The organism is Stomatohabitans albus (genome assembly GCF_036336025.1).
Lineage (GTDB): Bacteria > Actinomycetota > Nitriliruptoria > Euzebyales > Euzebyaceae > Stomatohabitans > Stomatohabitans albus.
In genome coordinates this window covers 544,766-561,558 of the sequence record NZ_JAYKKE010000001.1, presented here as the reverse complement: position 1 = coordinate 561,558, position 16,793 = coordinate 544,766, and the positions used below count along the sequence as shown (strand labels likewise).

Here is a 16,793-nt window from a genome sequence, read left to right as displayed (position 1 = left end):
AATGATTAGGTATAAATCACTTCACAGTCGTATTCTGCTAAGGCATCACGCACATCTTGGGGTAGGTCCTTGCTAGTGATGAGCACATCGACGTGGTCAATCGGCGCAAAATGAACGAGGGCTGGAGTTGTAAACTTGCTGCCCTCAACGACAACCATGACTTGAGTAGCCTGGCTGACCATGTTGCGTTTTACCTCGGCAATTTCCGGGTCACTTGATGAGCACCCATAATCAGGATCTATAGCATCGGCGCCAAGGACAACCCAATCGGGACGTAGGGCGTAGAGCTGGTCGACTGTTTTAGCTCCATGAGTTCCAAGCGTGGCTGCATTGATGACCCCGCCTAAGAAGTGAGTGGTTGCTACAGAGGCCAAATGAGCGGCAGCACGTAGAGAGTTCGTAATAAAAACGGTATCGGTCGGTGTTTTGATGGCCTCGACAACCGCTTGTGTGGTCGTACCAGCATCAATGAGTACAGACCCTCCGTTCGTCAAACGAGCAGCTGCGGCAACACCGATACGGCGTTGTGTGTCTGTTGGGCCATCAGATTGATCACCAAGTGGTGACGGATGCTGGTTCAGTGGCAAAGCACCACCGTGGACTCGCTTTAAAAGTCCACGCTTTTCCAATTCAATAAGGTCTTTGCGGATTGTTTCAACCGAGGTATCAAATTGCTTGGCAATTTCAGGAACCTCAATACGGCCGTCGGTATTAAGACGGGTGAGAATGTGCTGGCGGCGTTCTTCGGGTAAGGCAATGGTTTCCACATCTGCAGTATGACAGAGGGAATCGGCTAATCCGACCTAGTTAAACGATGATCTAGGATATTCCTGGAAAATCTTGGGAATAATTGAATATTGCCACCAAAAACCTGCCCTATTAGGCAGGTTTCTCACGTAATCGCCTCTAATCGCCGTCAGCAAATAAACGCACTACGGCTTCTGGTTCTCCAGTACCTAGCATCGGTCCAAGCCAAGAGGCAGTACGGGCAGGATCGGCAGCAACTTCCTTGAACGTACCAAGCCGATTTCCCGCCGGAATGTTGACAAAGGAAGCATGTGATTCAGCAACCAAACTGATTTGTTGTTCTGCGAGAGGGTACATCGTAGCCAGATGCCCTAATAACAGGCCGTACGCACACGCACGAATGGTTTCTGGCTGAGGGCGTTGACGCCAGTTCGTCGCAACGAGATCAAGGCGCTGATCAACTTGGTCAGCAACCGCTTGTAACCACTGGGCTACATCTTCATCGATACCGGCACGATAGACCGCCTGCACATTTGGGTCTGTTGATGAGGTCCAAGCCTTCGGCGCATCAGCAGGATCATCCCACTCCTGGCTGCCATTAGTAGAAACGTGTCCTGTCCATGTGGCACCGTCCCAATAACGAAGGCTGTATTTACCTGACGGGTCGGCGTACCAATCGGCTTTGGGATGTTGCAGGTGTTCCATAGGGGTGAGTTTATGGCACTTTTTTGATAAAGGGAATTCTTCTTCAAGAATGTTATTCGCGTTAAGTTACTTCTCTCTTCAATAAAAGGTCTCTTGGTATCAGTCAACACAGATTGAATAGCTCACAATGGAGCTATGTCTGATACTGCTTCTTTTGATCTCGCCAAGCCCGTTAGCGACCATCTCATAACGCATTTTGTACAGTCTCCAACGCCATATCACACGGTTGCACATTTGGTAGAACTTGCGACCGGTTGGGGGTTTACTGAATTGAATGAGGGTAATCAGTGGCATGCCGAACCCGGTGACAAGGTCATTATTCGGCGTGATGGTTCAATCATATTTGTGGTGTTGGGTAGTGAACCCCTGGCTGACCATGGCCTTCGGCTCATCGGTGCACACACAGATAGTCCTACCTACAAGATTCGCCCCCATGCCATGCGCGAGACCGGGGGTATGCAGCTACTCAATGTTGAGCCGTATGGCGGCATCTTACATAGCAGTTGGTTTGACCGTGACCTCACCGTAGCAGGGCGAGTTATTCTCCAAGATGGTAGTTGCCATCTTGTCCACCTTGAACGGTCTTGTACTCGGATTGCGAACGTAGCAATTCACCTCACAGACCGAGACGGCACTGGAACTGCATTTAATGCCCAAACGAAAACACGACCAATTTGGGGGCTATCTGGTGATCCCACCCTCTATGACGTGATTGCCCAAGCGCTCGACATCACGCCAGGCGACATACTGACCCATGATTTAGTACTTGTTCCAACTGAACAACCCTTGGTAAGTGGAGCTTCTCAGCGCTTTTTCTCCGCGGCGCGCCAAGACAACCTCTTGGGAACCTTTACCGCAGTACATGCCTTAATGGATGCCGTGCACACCCAACCGGTAACACCGTTTAGCCGGGCGGTTGTCTGCTATGACTTTGAAGAAATCGGCTCAGAAACAAATACAGGTGCTGGTGGGCCATTTGTGCAAGAAAGCCTTGCCCGCCTTGTTCATGCCCAAGGGGGTGATACCGAGGCGGTATATCGCATGATTGCCAAAAGTGGGTTGGTCAGTTTAGATGTTGCACACGGTTGGCATCCCAACTATGCGGATCGCTATGACGACACGGAGTATCCCCTACTGGGTGGTGGACCGTGTTTGAAGGTCCACGCCAATCAGTCTTATGCCACGACCGGGTTAACGGCTGCTTGGGCACACTTGGCGGCAACACAAGCCGAAGTGCCATTGCAAACATTCACCTCACGTGCTGATCAGCGCTGTGGTTCAACTATTGGGCCAATTACCGCAACACGATTAGGGATTGCAACGGTGGACGTGGGTCAACCAATCATCGGGATGCATTCAATTCGTGAGCTTAGCCATTTGGACGATGCCGATACCACGACAGCATTTTTATCTGCTTGTCTCAATATCCCTATATTGCCCTTTTAGAGCATTTATAAGGTGGGGTGAATCATGAAAGCGCTTAACCATTGCGCACAACCCGGATAGGTGATGGGGACTATTCCAAACCTCATTTAATGTATACATCAATGTAGGTCTGGATTAGGTCCTAAACCAACCCAGCCCTAATGGGTTCTCCAAAGCGCCAGGTAGCTCACAGGTATTTCATAGAAAGCCCCCAGACCGTACTGGTTTGGGGGCCTTCGATTGGCATGTATTACTCCATATCTATGGCCTGTGCTATCAGTGTGGCCTCTTCCAGATCACTCACGGTGTGTGACCCAGTGGCCGGTGATGGACTTGCTACTCGGGTGATGGCACGACAAGTGGCTTGTTCGGCAACGAGGGCTTCGAGACGGGGCCGTACAAAGGGCCACGGACCTTGGTTTTCTGGTTCCTCTTGAACCCAAACGATTTCCACTGCATTGGGATACCGATCCAAGGCTTCACGCAGCCGCTCTCCAGGCCACGGATAGAGCTGCTCAACCCGAACAACAGCAATCGGCTTATTGCCCCGTGCGGTTTCTAGTGCATGGGCGACCTTCCCTGAACACACAAGGACCCGCTGAACAGCCTCTGGGGCAACGGGGAGGGTATTCGTTGGTTCAACCCGAACGCGCTTGAAACGGCCAGAAATGAACTCCTCAGTCGGACTCATTGCTGCGGGTGCACGCAGCATTGATTTGGGGCTAAACACGATGAGTGGTACGCGTTTTGTTGGGTCCTGAGCCATGTGGCGACGGAGTAAATGGAAATAGCTAGCTGCGGTAGATGGCTGGCAGATTTCAACATTGTGTTGGGCAGCCATCGTTAGGAACCGCTCAATGCGGGCACTCGAATGTTCGGGACCTTGCCCCTCATACCCGTGAGGCAATAGCACAACCAGCCCCGAGTTTTGCTTCCACTTATGCCATGCGCTCATCACGAACTGGTCAATAATAATTTGGGCACCATTCGCAAAGTCACCAAACTGGGCTTCCCAAATCACAAGCGAATCCATACGTGACAATGAGTAGCCATATTCGAACCCGAGACAGGCAAACTCATTCAAGGGGCTTTCATAACAAAGAAATTGGCCACGGACCCGATCAGGTACCGGCCCGTTAGGTTGGCCCGAAACGGGGAGATACTGCAAAGGAATAAAACGCTTACCCGTAACCGCGTCTTGATAGGTTGCATGGCGTTGACTGAACGTAGCTCGAGGCACATCTTGTCCCGCAATACGAACATTCATGCCGTCTTGAAGAATGGTGCCAAAGGCCAAAAGCTCAGCCATTGGCCAGTCCACCAGATTCTCTTCCAACATCGAGCTGCGCTTATCAACTAACTTGGCTAGCTTCGGATGCAAGTTAAATCCTTCGGGAATATCAGCCAGCGTGTTCGCAACGGCATCTAATCGCTCACGACTTACCCCCGTTTCGATCGTAAAGCCCATGTCCATCACGGGTGGCGGTGGTGGTAGCTGATCTTGAGGAACAACTGGTTCGGATTCACGAACCTGGCTGAGTACCTCATCTAGGCGAACTTGGAATGATGCGAAATTGGCTTCGGCTTCTTCCATACTTAGTTCACCACGTGCCAGCAATGCATCGGTGTATACCTTGCGAACACTGCGATGCTGCTTGATACGCTCATACATTTGTGGCTGAGTGAATGAAGGCTCGTCACTCTCGTTGTGACCATGTCGACGATAACAAAGCATGTCGATCACAATGTCGGAGTGCCAACGCTCACGATAGGCCATCGCATGACGCACAGCACGAATGCAAGCTTCGGGGTCGTCACCATTTACGTGCATGACGGGAGCACCGATGATTTTCGCCATGTCAGAGGCATAGACACTTGATCGCGCGCGGTCTGGTGCGGTCGTGAACCCAATTTGGTTATTGATAATAATGTGAATGGTGCCGCCGGTGTGATACCCCTCAAGTCGGCTCATGCCGATGGTTTCAGCAACGACACCTTGACCGATGAAGGCAGCATCACCGTGAATGAGGACCGGTAATACCCGGCCAACCGTGCCGATAGGCTCATCCTTGTTCTCTTGTGGTGTCGGGAAGCCCAGCTCATCCATGCGACCGCGCACAATGCCTTCAACCACCGGGTTTACTGCTTCAAGATGACTCGGATTCGCAGCCAGGGTAACTGAAATCTCATTACCCTTTGGGCTGACGTGTATCCCAGACTGTCCAAGGTGGTACTTCACATCACCAGAGCCTTGCAAGCTACTGGTATCCATCGCATCTTCAAATTCACCAAAGATACGGTCAAAGTCTTTGTTCAAGATATTGGCGAGCACATTAAGGCGACCACGATGTGACATTCCGATAACGGCACTTGTTACCTCTTCATCATCAGCCGCAATATTAAAGAGCTCATCCAACATAGGAATCAAGCTCTCTGCACCCTCAAGGCTAAAGCGTTTTTGGCCGAGATATTTTGTCCCTAAGAACCGTTCAAATGCTTCAGCCTCATTCAGTATCAGCAAGATACGTTCACGGTCAGCACCATCAACATCATCCTCTACACCCTCAATACGTTCTTGCCACCAACGTTTCTTATCTGGGCGGTCATTGTGCATATATTCAATGGCCAACGTTCGGCAGTACGCATCTCGCAATGTTGTAAGCGTTTGGCGGAGGGTCATTTCGTCCTGGCCAGCTAAGCCATCAACAGGGAATACACGATCGAGATCCCAGATCGTCAGATTGTGATGTAACGGATCAAGCTCTTCATACAGTGCGGGGAGCGCTACCTGAAGTGGGTTCGTATTTGCGGTTAAGTGGCCACGGGTCCGATAACTGCCGATGATGTTCTGGACACCAAGCTGTTTTTTGGCGCGTACATATTTGTCCGTACGAACTGCACTCGCCGCATCACTGGTCCATCGAAGCGGATGATACGGCACCCGCAACGCGGTGAAAATCTCGTCATAAAAACCATCTGCACCTAAGAGCAGATTCTCAAAGGTATTTAAAAAGGCACCTGATTCGGCACCTTGTATGACCCGATGGTCATACGTGGAGGTAGTTTGAATAATTTTTGAAATCCCGAGTTCAGCCATCGTGGCTGGGTCCGAACCTTTGAGCTGCCCAGGAAACTCAATCGCACCGACCCCGATAATGGCTGATTGGCCGGCCATTAATCGTGGCACGCTCATGGCCGTACCTGCCCCACCCGGATTTGTAAGGGTATGGGTCGTCCCTTCAAACATTTTGGCATCAAGGTCACCGCGAAGTACTCGCCGGATTGTTTGCTCAAACGTTGACCAGAACTCGGTGAATGTCATCGTGTCCGCTGCTTTGATATTCGGAACGAGTAAGGAACGTGTTCCCCGACGTTCCACGTCCACCGCGATGCCTAAGTTGATATGTTCAACCTCGGTAACCCAAGGATTTCCTTGTTGATCCAACCCATAGATTGCGCGCATACCAGGGTGGGCGCTGAGGGCTCGCACAAGTGCCCAGGCCAGTAATTGTGTGAAACTTACTTTCCCTTGATACGTACGATTGAGATGTGCATTGATAGTCCGCCGATTGACCTCAAGAAGTTTTGCAGGAATCTCTCGGAAGCTGGTTGCCGTTGGAACGGTAAGGCTCTCAACCATATTGGCCGCAATTGTTTTCGCGGCACCACGCAGGGTGTGTGCGTTATCAGGAACGGGGACCCCACCAAGATGAGGCAATATGGGATCAATTTCCTCGGCATAGACACGTGTGCTAGAGGTAACGACTGGTGGTTGACCAGACGATCGTAATGGCTTCGTACCTGCCTTGATCGGTACCTGACGTGTTGATTCAACTGACCGGTAATCACTGAAAAAGTCATGCCACGTTTCAGGAACCGCATCGGGATTGTCTAAGAATTGTTGGTATAGCTCCTCAACCATCCACGAGTTTGCACTTGGAATATTGCCTGGTTCGGACACCCTATCTCCTCTGACCGTTTATCGGTGGGGCGATGCCCCCTGTGAGTTGCATTAGCCTAGTACAGCGTTGACCAGGTCTTTTGCTTGTTCTTGAACCATTATTAGGTGGTCGGTTCCCTTCATAGATTCTGCATAAATCTTGTACTGGTTTTCTGTTCCCGACGGGCGAGCTGCAAACCAAGCGTGGTCGGTTACAACCTTTAAACCTCCGATAGGAGCATCATTGCCTGGTGCGTTCGTCAGTTTGGCAATAATCGGGTCCCCAGCCAATTCGTTTGCGGTCACATCCTCTGGACGTAGGCCTTTCAACTTGATTTTTTGTTCACGGGTGGCTGGGGTATCAACTCGGCTATATGCAGGTAACCCAAATTCATCGGCAAAACGTTGGAAGATGACGCTTGGTGAGGCACCACGAACCGCAATGATTTCAGCCGCCAAAAGAGCGGCAATAATGCCGTCCTTATCCGTAGCCCAGGTGGTTCCATCCATCCGTAAGAAACTCATCCCTGCACTCTCTTCTCCACCAAAGCCGATGCTGCCATTGACCAGGCCCGGTACAAACCATTTAAAGCCAACCGGTACCTCCACCAAGGTGCGCCCAAGCTTACCGACAACCCGGTCAATCATGGATGACGATACAAGCGTCTTGCCAATGCCCACGTCCTTACCCCATTGGGGACGATACTGGAAGAGGTGATCAATCGAAACCGCTAAAAAGTGGTTTGGGTTCATCAATCCACCGTCTGGGGTTACAATGCCGTGCCGATCGGCATCAGCATCGTTCCCGGTAGACAAGTCAAAGTTATGCCGATTCTTCACGACATTGGTCATGACCGCTTCACTTGAACAGTCCATACGAATTTTGCCGTCCTTATCCAACGGCATAAATGACCAGCGGGGGTCTACTTCGGGATTTACAACGGTGAGGTCAAGGCCAAAGGTTTCCGCGATACGTCCCCAATAGGCAACACTGGCCCCACCAAGCGGATCCGCACCGATACGAACACCAGCGTTCTTAATAGCTGTTATATCAACGACATTCGGAAGGTCATTGACATACCGGCCCATATAATCAAACGGTTCGGCGTGCGAAGATGCGCTATCACCCGATAGGCGTTTGATTGCATGTGGGTTACGCATCAATTCATTGGCACGTGTTTGAAGGACATCCGTAATATCCGTGTCTGCTGGACCACCGTGGGGAGGGTTGTATTTAAACCCTCCGTCGCGCGGCGGATTGTGTGAAGGTGTGATGATAATGCCGTCACATTGCTTCCCTTCACGGTTCAACGTGATGATCGCGTGACTTAATGCTGGCGTAGGGGTGTATCCATCTGCATTGTCGACCAATACCGGCACATCATTTCCAGCTAGTACTTCAAGGGCGGTTTGCCATGCTGGCGCACTGAGTGCGTGCGTATCTCGACCCATTAAAACAGGGCCGGTGATGTGTGCCCGTTGCCGATATTCAACGATGGCTTGGGTGATTGCGGCAATGTGCAGATCATTAAATGCCCCGTCCAGGCTGGAACCTCGGTGACCACTTGTACCAAAAGCGACTTGTTGGGTGGGGTCGGTAGGGTCGGGATTGATGTCGTAATAGGCATCAAGGACTTCTTGGAGGTTAATAAGGTCAGCTTCGGTAGCAGGAGTTCCAGCGCGTTCGTTCATACTCCAAACGGTAAAGGTCTGAGGACTGTTTGTACAGTCAAAACCGCGATAGAGGGAAGATTTTTCTCCTCATGTGTTACGGTGCCCGATGCTGTGCGGTCCACAACATCATTGCCGTTCCAGCTGCAACACCCGCATTAATTGATCGTGTGGAGCCTTGCTGTGGGAGGTGTACAACCATCTGAGCAGCTTGAATAATGTCGGGCGTTAATCCAGGCCCTTCTTGGCCAAATACCAGCATTGCGGCCTCAGGGAGTTGAACATCGATGATGCTTTGGCTGCCGGGCACAAGGTCAACCCCAATCAACGTGATATTCCGTTTATCACACCACTGTGCAAGGGCTTGTGCATCTTCGTGATAATAAATGTCGACATAGCGATCGGTAACCATCGCGCCCCGTCGGTTCCATGATCGTTTCCCAACAATATGTACGGCTCGTGCCCCAAACGCGTTTGCACACCGTACAACAGTGCCAATATTCATGTCGTGCTGCCAGTTTTCGACAGCCACATGAAACGGACGAGACTTCGCAGCGAGATCTGCTTTAATTGCCTCAAGTGTCCAATAGCGATACTGGTCGGTGACATTGCGTTTGTCCCCGTGTGCTAACAGCCTTGGGTCGTAGTGCTCTCCTTCTGGCCACGGTTTAGGGTGCGGACCAACACCCACGTCAGGGCGAGGTTTCTTCAAGGTGGTCCGCATGGCATCTCCGTCCCATTCCTCAGCTAAGACACCCCAGGTGATTAAGTCATCACGGCGATTTCCAGGGAGCACAAAGGACTGACGTTCCCATCCTTCACGCCGCATCCCCAGCTTTCGAGGTACCGCACCACTGGCCGTATTCGACCCGGCATGACGGATATACACACGGTTGAACCCGTATCCACCTTGTTCATTCGGGGTCAAACAACGGGTAATAAGGGCGGCACTCGATTCCGTAGCAATACCGATATTCGTAAACGACTCGGCCACCCAATAGCCCATCTCGGCAGAGCGTGACTGGGCATTGATTGAGACTAAGCCGTGGCTCCCGATGATTTCATTCGTTTCTTTCCAAAGAATCAGCAACGGCAGCGGTATCGCTAAGGATGGCAAATCGGTCTGGGCAATGAGCGACTGCACTGATGTTTCTTCAAATTGTCTGGCCATATCAATTGTGTAGTGCTCACCCCAAGACAACCATTTACTCAGGTGGGGCAAGTTGTGTTGAATAGCCGCAAAGAGCGGTTCTGCGTCCCCTGGTTTCAGTGGACGAAGGATCAGCCGGTCCGTTTCAATTGGTAATCCCCACGTGAGGGGGCGTGTCCACGGTTCGATTTTGGGCAAGGGCGCGCGCATTGCCTCAGTTTAACGTCTCTATGTACGGTGCCTTGGTCCATCCAAACATGAGCATATGCGCCGAGAGGTACCTGTTGGTACCGGAGTATCACCGCTCACGCTAGGAGAAGGTGCGGGCCTATTCATACGCTGTGGTCGGTGAAAATGTCCATGCCAGCGCGAGCAGGGCGGTTGCAATGATCCAAGTTGCGACCATGACGAGCCAATCGGCCATGTATCCATGGAAGAGCGTCCAGGCCATATTCCCATTCATAATGCGTTGAATCCAAAAAGCCGTTGCCCACGGCTGCGTTGGTTGGGCAAGCGGATTTGTCATGACTGCCGCAAACATCGGAATGGCTCCTAGTGCGGCAAATATCACCGTAGAAAGCCAGGACCATCGCCAGAACTGGGCAACCCCTATGGCAAGGAACGGCAAGGCAGGAACCACGTAGCGTGCACCTGGACTGGCTCCGGCAGTCGCCGATGACCAACCACCTTGCACACAAACAAATGCAATGAAGACCACCAGGGAAAACACTGCGGTTCGGCGTGATTGGAAGGTTTGCACGAGGAGGAATAACCCGAAAAACCCGGCTAGGCAGATAGGGGTCATAAGGAAAAGGCCGCGTTCACCGACGAGGACTTGGAGTGTGAGCCCTGGGTTAGGCCATTGGATACCAAAGAGGCCTTTAGCGTGGTGATTGGCGAAGGTGCCCGAGTTTGAATATGAAAAGGAAAACGGTGATCCCCACGCCACCCAGTTATACAACCCCAACAACACTAGGCATGGGAGTCCTCCAAGGATGTAGCCCCAACTATTCCGAGCATTTGTTATCAGGAGTTGGATGGCTAAGGCGATAACCACGATTGCAGCCGTGTATTCAACAAGTACAGCAAGTCCGGCGAGACCCCCAGCCCAAGCGAGACGTCCAGGAGAAATCGTCTCGGGTGTGTCAGTACCCCCATCAGCTACAACCCATGCGGCGTACACGAGGCAGGCTGCCAACATGTGCCCAAAGAGAAGATTCGCAAAGGGGAAGAGCAGCGTGGTAAACGTCATCGTTGTTGCTGCAACAAGGCCAGCCTGATTATCCCCTGTAATGCGTGCACTTACTCGTCGCATCAAAACCGCAAGTATCGCCGCAGGAATGGCTGATGACCAGGTTGATAGCCACCACAACATCCGGTCGCCAAAGTAGGTGGGTTTAATCAGATCAGGCAGAATAGGTGGCAGACCGATAGCTTTACCGATGAGGTAAAACGGAACCATAAGGAAGGGTTGGCCCGGCGCTTTATCTGAGAGCATTTGCCCATCTCGAAGGGCAAAGTCCACAGTCAGAAGGTACTTCCACCGGTCCACCACAAGTGTTTGGCCATCGGTAATTGCGGCAGTGAACGCCATTCGACTGCCCTGGTGCCCCATGAGTGCTTCCACGATAGGCACACAGATGACAAGTACTGCAAGAAAGATGAGCACGTCTGGCAGCCACCGGTACAACCATGTGGATTGGGTAGAGCGTGAGCGCGAGGGCATGGGAGAAGAATAGCAAGAGATGGCGTGCCATTGAAGCGCACACCGATGTATCGATTCAGCCTGGTCAGTTAGCTATTGGTTGAATAATTGATTTACCAGAACGTGATCGTGGCATTTTTACTAATCAAACCCTGAGTGTCCTTACCATCTACATGCCAGAAGGTTTTGAGCATGGTTGGCAATTTACCGCCCGCAGTATCAACCCAACTGTCATAAGTCATCGTCCATCCAGCAGGCCGATAATGCCTGCGCCCGTGGACCCATGGACGGCCATCGGTGGTAAAGGAGTGGACCAAGCCATCGCCATTGATCGTGAACACACCATCGACAGTTAAACCAAAGGCTTTTACGGTGATGCCAGCGCTTTTGTCATCAATCGGTGTCCAAATAATGGTGTGGTTATGGTCGCCACGTTCGAGCAACGCACCAGGGATCAAAATAGCTTCCGCTATCCAAGCGGCAAGGCCAGACGCATCCATGTCACGGCCGGCTCGACGAAGGAGCGGTACGAGCCGAGCAGAAACAACTTGGAGGGTGTCGGTACCGTTTACAAATGCATCCACGGCTTCGAGGGCTAACCCAGCTGTGCGACCGCGGGCGACGCGTTGGCGTTCTGGTGATGCAGCAGCATTTAACTGGGTGAACCGCATAGCAACTGGACTTGGGAAACCAGCCACAAGCATGCGACTTGCTTGGGTGGTGATACGCATAAATGACGGACGTGGACGTCCAATCCAACCAACGGTTTCAATGTACCGGCGTATTGGGTCTGGCAGGTTACGCAGGTCAGCCTCGCTGATACGATCTGCCCCACGATTCGCAAGCGGTTCACGGCTAATGATGCGATTATCGTTGCGCCTGGCCCACCATAGGGTTGGGGACCAGGGCAATATCTGGATGATGCTCACCAGCCCAACCCCAAGCAGGACACGCCGTACCCACTTGGCAATACGGTTATGGAGTGGGGCAAATAGTGATGAGATCTTCATAAGACGTACCTTATTGTGCTGGAGCTGAACGTGGGGGATTCACATTAAAAAGCCGAATGGTTGAGCGAGCAATTTCAAGGGCCCGCTGATCTGTAATACGAACCTCCCAGATCTGAACCTGGCGACCGACACGGATGGGTGTTGCGGTTGCGGTCAGTACCTTGCTTTCAGGCGTTGCTGGTCTCAAAAACTCGGTGTGGTTGCTTTGCCCAACCGCCGACCCGCTGGGGCTTGCGCGTCCTGCCCCAATACTCGCAGCTGTTTCACTAAGAGTTGCGAGCAACCCCCCATGCACAAAGCCGTGAGGCTGCGTCAGGTCTGGGCGAATCGGCGTTGACGTGATGACTTGTGTGGGGCCAGCCGATTCAATGGTCGTACCGATGAGTCGATCAAAAGGGCTATTTACCGCTTCGTTACTCATCAGCGTCGGGTTCGACCTTGGTTTGTTCGATCGGTTTGATTTGATCAGTCATATCGAGTTCCGTTACCGCCTCCATTTGTTGGGTGGAATCTAAGTCCTCATCGGTAACGTGTCCCGTTCCTGTACCGGTCACTGCGGTCACTGATGATGACACCTTTGTAATGGTGGGTGGCTCATCAGTTGGGGCTTGAGCCATCAGTGATTCCATCTCGGATTCTGTTGGTTGACTAGCGGGTAACGTCGCATCAACTGGGGAGCTGATCGGCTCAAATTGTTCAGTTTTATCGTCGGGGGTGGCCGCGTGCGCCGCTTCAATGTCGGCCAAATCGCCACTAAGTAGTTCGTCATCTGGTGGGATAGGTAACTCTTGAATGTCATCCTCAGGAGGAGTGGCTGCTCCGGTAGGTACCGGAGCTGCGGTAGCTTCACTCGCATCGCTATGACCGTCAATGCCGGTCTGTATGGTCTCAGGTTCATCTTCGGGTGCCATCATGGCGTTCAATTCAAGCGGTGTTGGCAAGGGACGCCATTCGCCATCAGCAGACCAGATCTCGATACGTGGCACACTCCCGAGCAAGTTGATACGGGGGGCATTCCAACCCACGCGGCCGGTGATGTGCCCACGTTTGTAGGCCATACCTAGCATGATGAGGCTCACCGCAATCGTGAGGCCGATAGAGAGCACACTCCCCTCAATACCCATCGCTCCTCCGGTGAGATAGTCAGGGCCTGAGAATGTTGCCCGAAATAAGCCGGAGTTATAGCCCGTACCACTCACATCAGAGTTAAAAATACCGCCCTGCACAAAGTTCCACGACAAATGGATGCCAATAGCAAGCCACAGGCGTCGGGTGAGAAAATAGGCCGAACCGAGTAACAACCCAGCACTGATACCAAGCAATAAGGACTGGACGAGCGTGACATGTTCGTTACCGGCATGAATGAGCCCAAACACGATGCTTGTGACAAGAATGGCTGGGATGGCACCGATGGATTTGTCGAGGAGGCGAAGCACAAACCCACGGAACACGACTTCCTCAGAAAAGGCAGGCCCAATTCCAATAAAAAGGCCCGTGATGACACCGGGACCGAATTCAAAACCGTCCACGTGGTAGTGGCCCATCGTGTACAAGGCAATAATGATGACGAGGATTAAGGCAGTGCCTACGGCCAATCCGGCAACAAACTCTTTAAATGAACCTTCACCGAACAGTTCATACACCGGCCGACTAGCGATGAACCGAACAAATAATAGATAGAGCAGATAGGCAGCTAGGGCATAGAGACCCAGCATGATAATGAGCTTGAGCTGGTCATTATCCCTTCCAAAGGAGAAGTCCTGGATCTCCTTGACGAGTTTGTCAGTGTCTGAGATGCCCTTACCCAACCAAAGGTAGAGACCAACACCCAGACTGCCGACCAAAGAGCCGCCTATGAATACGACGATGGCAGCAAGCCATTGCGCGGGTGCGTTGGGCTCCCGTCTTACCTGGTCAGCCTCACGCAGTGTTGCAGGGGGAGCAGGCAGTCTCTTTAAACCGAATAAATCGGCTTGTTCAACGAAGCGAGTAAGGGCATCGGTGTCATAAGGAATAGACGACATAGGCCGAGTCTAGGGCTTTTTACCTATGGGTGTGCCTATCGATAGAGATAACTCGTACATTGTGCTTATGGATCCTTCTTCTCCCTATGACGCCTGGTCTACCGCTCAATATGAACAATTGATTGCCGCGAGTGAAACAGCCAAGCCAATCACGAGCCAGTTTCGTGGTGCACCTGACGGCATTGCACAACATGTTCATCACCAACTTGCCGATCTTTACCCAGGTCTTATTGCACTGAGCCATTGGATTCATGCCCACCCTGAAACGGCATTTGAAGAACATGCAAGTGCGGCCGCACTTGCCCAATACCTTGATGAACAGGGTTTTCCTACGACAATAGGGGTAGGTTCATTGGCTACGGCATTGCAAGCCGAGCACCGTGTAACCGGCCCGAATGGGGAACAAGGCCCCGTCATCGCTTGCATTGCCGAATATGATGCGCTGAAACATATTGGCCATGCCTGTGGCCACAATGTCATTGCAGCAACATCGGCTGGTGCATTTGTCCTTGCTGCCCGTATTGCCTCAGAACATCAGATTCCTGGTACCTACCGGCTCATTGGCACCCCGGGAGAAGAAGGCGCATGCGGGAAGGAATACCTCATTCGTGACGGTGTATTCGATGATGTTGATGCGGCCATTATGTTGCATCCCTACATGGCTGATGTTTTAGAACAGCCGTGGCTTGGCAACACAATGGGTACGATCACATTCACGGGACGTGCCGCACATGCTGCTGCCGCGCCGTTTGCGGGTGCAAATGCTCTGGACGCTGCGGTAGCGACATACCAGGGGATAGCAGCTTTACGACAGCACATGTTGCCCAGTGACCGCATTCATGCGGTGTTTACACCTGATGGTGGGGGCGGGGCAGTCAATATTGTGCCGGCGCTGGCCAAATTGGAACTGTCCGTTCGGAGTCAGGAGATTGACACGATGAGCATTCTGTTACATCGTGTGCAGGCTATTGCCCAAGGTGCGGCGATGATGCATGGCGTGGATGTGACCGTCCAATTTGACGAGGACCACGCCTATTTACCGACCCGACTGAATACAACACTGGGTGAACGGTATGCCGTTGCCATGGCTGACCGCGGGCGCCGGGTATTACCGCGTGGCGTGATGCCTGAACACCTTGCAGCCAGTACGGATCAAGGGAATGTCAGTATGCGTGTTCCTGCCATTCACCCAACTCTGGCGATTGCGCCCCTTGGCACAAGCTTGCATACGGAAGCATTCCGTGATGTCGCCATCACATCCGCCGGTGATAGCGGTGTTGCCGACGGAGCCTACGCTCTTGCAATGGTTGCCCTTGATGTGGCGGCTGATCCTGAGCTGTTGGCTGCAGTAAAAGCCGAGTTTGAAGCCAGCGGTGGTCGAATAGATCCCCCCTGGCTGCTCAAGTAACAAGGGATTCTCGGCCTAAATATGCCGGTTCGTCAACATTCGATTGTTCCGTGGCAATGAGCCATAAAATGGGCCTATGGATGCTCCGCATATGATTTGGGCTGCAAATCTTCCCCCTCTCCGCCGACCGCTGTTAGTCGTTGCCCTCAACGGGTTCGTCGATGCAGCGCATAATGCCCGTCAGGCGGCCAGCTTTTTGCGGAGTAGATGGGAAGCTGAACAAATTGGTCAGCTCGATGCGGACGTTTTCATTGACTACCGTGATCGCCGTCCCATGGCTGATGTTGAAGACGGGCTGTTACGGCAGATTCATATGCCAAAATTAGAGCTTTGGGCTGCCCAGACACTTGATGCTGACCGTGACGTGGTATTCCTGACCGGTCCTGAACCCGATATTCAATGGGGCGCATTTAGTCGTACCATTCAAGCTGCTTGTCGCCGCCTTGGGGTTTCAAGAATGTTGCTTCTCGATGCCTACCCAGGTATGAGTCCGCATACGCGTGACCTTCGACTCCTTGGGGTACGCAACCAAGTGGCAGATGGTATTCCTGAAGAAGTTGCCATTGTGGCGGATTATCAAGGTCCAATCGGCGCTGGCCATTTTCTCATCGGGGAGATGGAGTATTTAAATATTCCAGCCTGGGGTATTAGTGCTGAACTACCGCCTTATGTTGCCGGTGACCGGTATCCAGCTGCCGTGCTACGGCTCGTCGAGTTTGTGGCGACCTTCTTGGGTGTCACGATTGATACGACACAACTGAAGAACAACGTTGAGGCCATGACTGCCCAATTGGATCGTTCCATTGAGGCACGTCCGATGATTGCAGAACTCATTGAACGTCTTGAGGAACACACCGATGATCCAGAAGCCACAGGATTCACATTGCCAAGCGGGGATCAATTAGCTGCTGAAATTCAACAGTACTTTGCGAATCCCGAAGGGCATGGTCCGGCTCCTGGTGAAAACGGGGGCGACTACTAACCGGCGTGGACACAACCTTGGGCGAA

The 16,793-nt window shown here is 52.3% G+C and carries 12 protein-coding genes; 3 read left to right on the top strand and 9 right to left on the bottom strand.

The features are described from left to right. Nucleotides 1-5: 5 nt before the first annotated feature. Together VCU37_RS02445 and VCU37_RS02440 are read right to left on the bottom strand one after the other, a co-directional pair. Nucleotides 6-767: a DeoR/GlpR family DNA-binding transcription regulator gene (locus tag VCU37_RS02445; RefSeq protein ID WP_336249042.1), complete on the bottom strand. Its 762-nt coding sequence runs from the start codon at nucleotides 765-767 to the stop codon at nucleotides 6-8. A gap of 139 nt (nucleotides 768-906) precedes the next feature. Then, entirely contained in the window at nucleotides 907-1,452 is a 546-nt protein-coding gene (locus VCU37_RS02440; RefSeq protein ID WP_336249041.1) for a DUF2510 domain-containing protein, read from the bottom strand. A 135-nt stretch (nucleotides 1,453-1,587) separates the two neighbouring features. Here VCU37_RS02440 and VCU37_RS02435 point away from each other — a divergent pair, with 135 nt between their 5' ends. Beyond that, complete coding sequence (locus VCU37_RS02435; protein WP_336249040.1) at nucleotides 1,588-2,898, top strand: M18 family aminopeptidase; 1,311 nt, start codon at nucleotides 1,588-1,590, stop codon at nucleotides 2,896-2,898. Between the two features lie 229 nt (nucleotides 2,899-3,127). Here VCU37_RS02435 and VCU37_RS02430 read toward each other — a convergent pair whose 3' ends face one another. From VCU37_RS02430 to VCU37_RS02395, 7 genes are all read right to left on the bottom strand, one after another. Then, nucleotides 3,128-6,838, bottom strand: coding sequence for a multifunctional oxoglutarate decarboxylase/oxoglutarate dehydrogenase thiamine pyrophosphate-binding subunit/dihydrolipoyllysine-residue succinyltransferase subunit (locus VCU37_RS02430; protein ID WP_336249039.1), 3,711 nt, complete (start codon nucleotides 6,836-6,838; stop codon nucleotides 3,128-3,130). Between the two features lie 51 nt (nucleotides 6,839-6,889). Continuing rightward, nucleotides 6,890-8,509, bottom strand: a complete 1,620-nt coding sequence (gene pgm, locus VCU37_RS02425; RefSeq protein ID WP_336249038.1) for a phosphoglucomutase (alpha-D-glucose-1,6-bisphosphate-dependent) — start codon at nucleotides 8,507-8,509, stop codon at nucleotides 6,890-6,892. 76 nt (nucleotides 8,510-8,585) lie between these two features. Beyond that, nucleotides 8,586-9,848 (bottom strand): GNAT family N-acetyltransferase, encoded by a 1,263-nt coding sequence (locus VCU37_RS09335; RefSeq protein ID WP_418896459.1) that lies wholly within the window; start codon nucleotides 9,846-9,848, stop codon nucleotides 8,586-8,588. A 118-nt stretch (nucleotides 9,849-9,966) separates the two neighbouring features. Then, nucleotides 9,967-11,364: a hypothetical protein gene (locus VCU37_RS02410; protein ID WP_336249037.1), complete on the bottom strand. Its 1,398-nt coding sequence runs from the start codon at nucleotides 11,362-11,364 to the stop codon at nucleotides 9,967-9,969. Between the two features lie 92 nt (nucleotides 11,365-11,456). Continuing rightward, complete coding sequence (locus tag VCU37_RS02405; protein ID WP_336249036.1) at nucleotides 11,457-12,353, bottom strand: DUF6544 family protein; 897 nt, start codon at nucleotides 12,351-12,353, stop codon at nucleotides 11,457-11,459. A gap of 10 nt (nucleotides 12,354-12,363) precedes the next feature. Next, nucleotides 12,364-12,774 (bottom strand): PaaI family thioesterase, encoded by a 411-nt coding sequence (locus VCU37_RS02400; RefSeq protein WP_336249035.1) that lies wholly within the window; start codon nucleotides 12,772-12,774, stop codon nucleotides 12,364-12,366. Next, complete coding sequence (locus tag VCU37_RS02395) at nucleotides 12,767-14,377, bottom strand: CPBP family intramembrane glutamic endopeptidase (RefSeq protein WP_336249034.1); 1,611 nt, start codon at nucleotides 14,375-14,377, stop codon at nucleotides 12,767-12,769. Before VCU37_RS02395 ends, VCU37_RS02400 begins: the two co-directional genes overlap by 8 nt. A 67-nt stretch (nucleotides 14,378-14,444) precedes the next feature. Between VCU37_RS02395 and VCU37_RS02390 the strand changes: the two genes are divergently transcribed. Together VCU37_RS02390 and VCU37_RS02385 are read left to right on the top strand one after the other, a co-directional pair. Beyond that, nucleotides 14,445-15,785, top strand: a complete 1,341-nt coding sequence (locus VCU37_RS02390; protein WP_336249033.1) for a M20 family metallopeptidase — start codon at nucleotides 14,445-14,447, stop codon at nucleotides 15,783-15,785. Between the two features lie 76 nt (nucleotides 15,786-15,861). Continuing rightward, nucleotides 15,862-16,767 (top strand): PAC2 family protein, encoded by a 906-nt coding sequence (locus tag VCU37_RS02385; RefSeq protein ID WP_336249032.1) that lies wholly within the window; start codon nucleotides 15,862-15,864, stop codon nucleotides 16,765-16,767. Nucleotides 16,768-16,793 lie beyond the last annotated feature (26 nt).

Bases quoted from the DNA above. Each gene is read 5' to 3' on its own strand.
- VCU37_RS02440 (WP_336249041.1), bottom strand. From the start codon at position 1,452: ATGGAACACCTGCAACATCCCAAAGCCGATTGGTACGCCGACCCGTCA.
- VCU37_RS02435 (WP_336249040.1), top strand. From the start codon at position 1,588: ATGTCTGATACTGCTTCTTTTGATCTCGCCAAGCCCGTTAGCGACCAT.
- pgm (WP_336249038.1), bottom strand. From the start codon at position 8,509: ATGAACGAACGCGCTGGAACTCCTGCTACCGAAGCTGACCTTATTAAC.
- VCU37_RS09335 (WP_418896459.1), bottom strand. From the start codon at position 9,848: ATGCGCGCGCCCTTGCCCAAAATCGAACCGTGGACACGCCCCCTCACG.
- VCU37_RS02410 (WP_336249037.1), bottom strand. From the start codon at position 11,364: ATGCCCTCGCGCTCACGCTCTACCCAATCCACATGGTTGTACCGGTGG.
- VCU37_RS02405 (WP_336249036.1), bottom strand. From the start codon at position 12,353: ATGAAGATCTCATCACTATTTGCCCCACTCCATAACCGTATTGCCAAG.
- VCU37_RS02400 (WP_336249035.1), bottom strand. From the start codon at position 12,774: ATGAGTAACGAAGCGGTAAATAGCCCTTTTGATCGACTCATCGGTACG.
- VCU37_RS02395 (WP_336249034.1), bottom strand. From the start codon at position 14,377: ATGTCGTCTATTCCTTATGACACCGATGCCCTTACTCGCTTCGTTGAA.
- VCU37_RS02390 (WP_336249033.1), top strand. From the start codon at position 14,445: ATGGATCCTTCTTCTCCCTATGACGCCTGGTCTACCGCTCAATATGAA.
- VCU37_RS02385 (WP_336249032.1), top strand. From the start codon at position 15,862: ATGGATGCTCCGCATATGATTTGGGCTGCAAATCTTCCCCCTCTCCGC.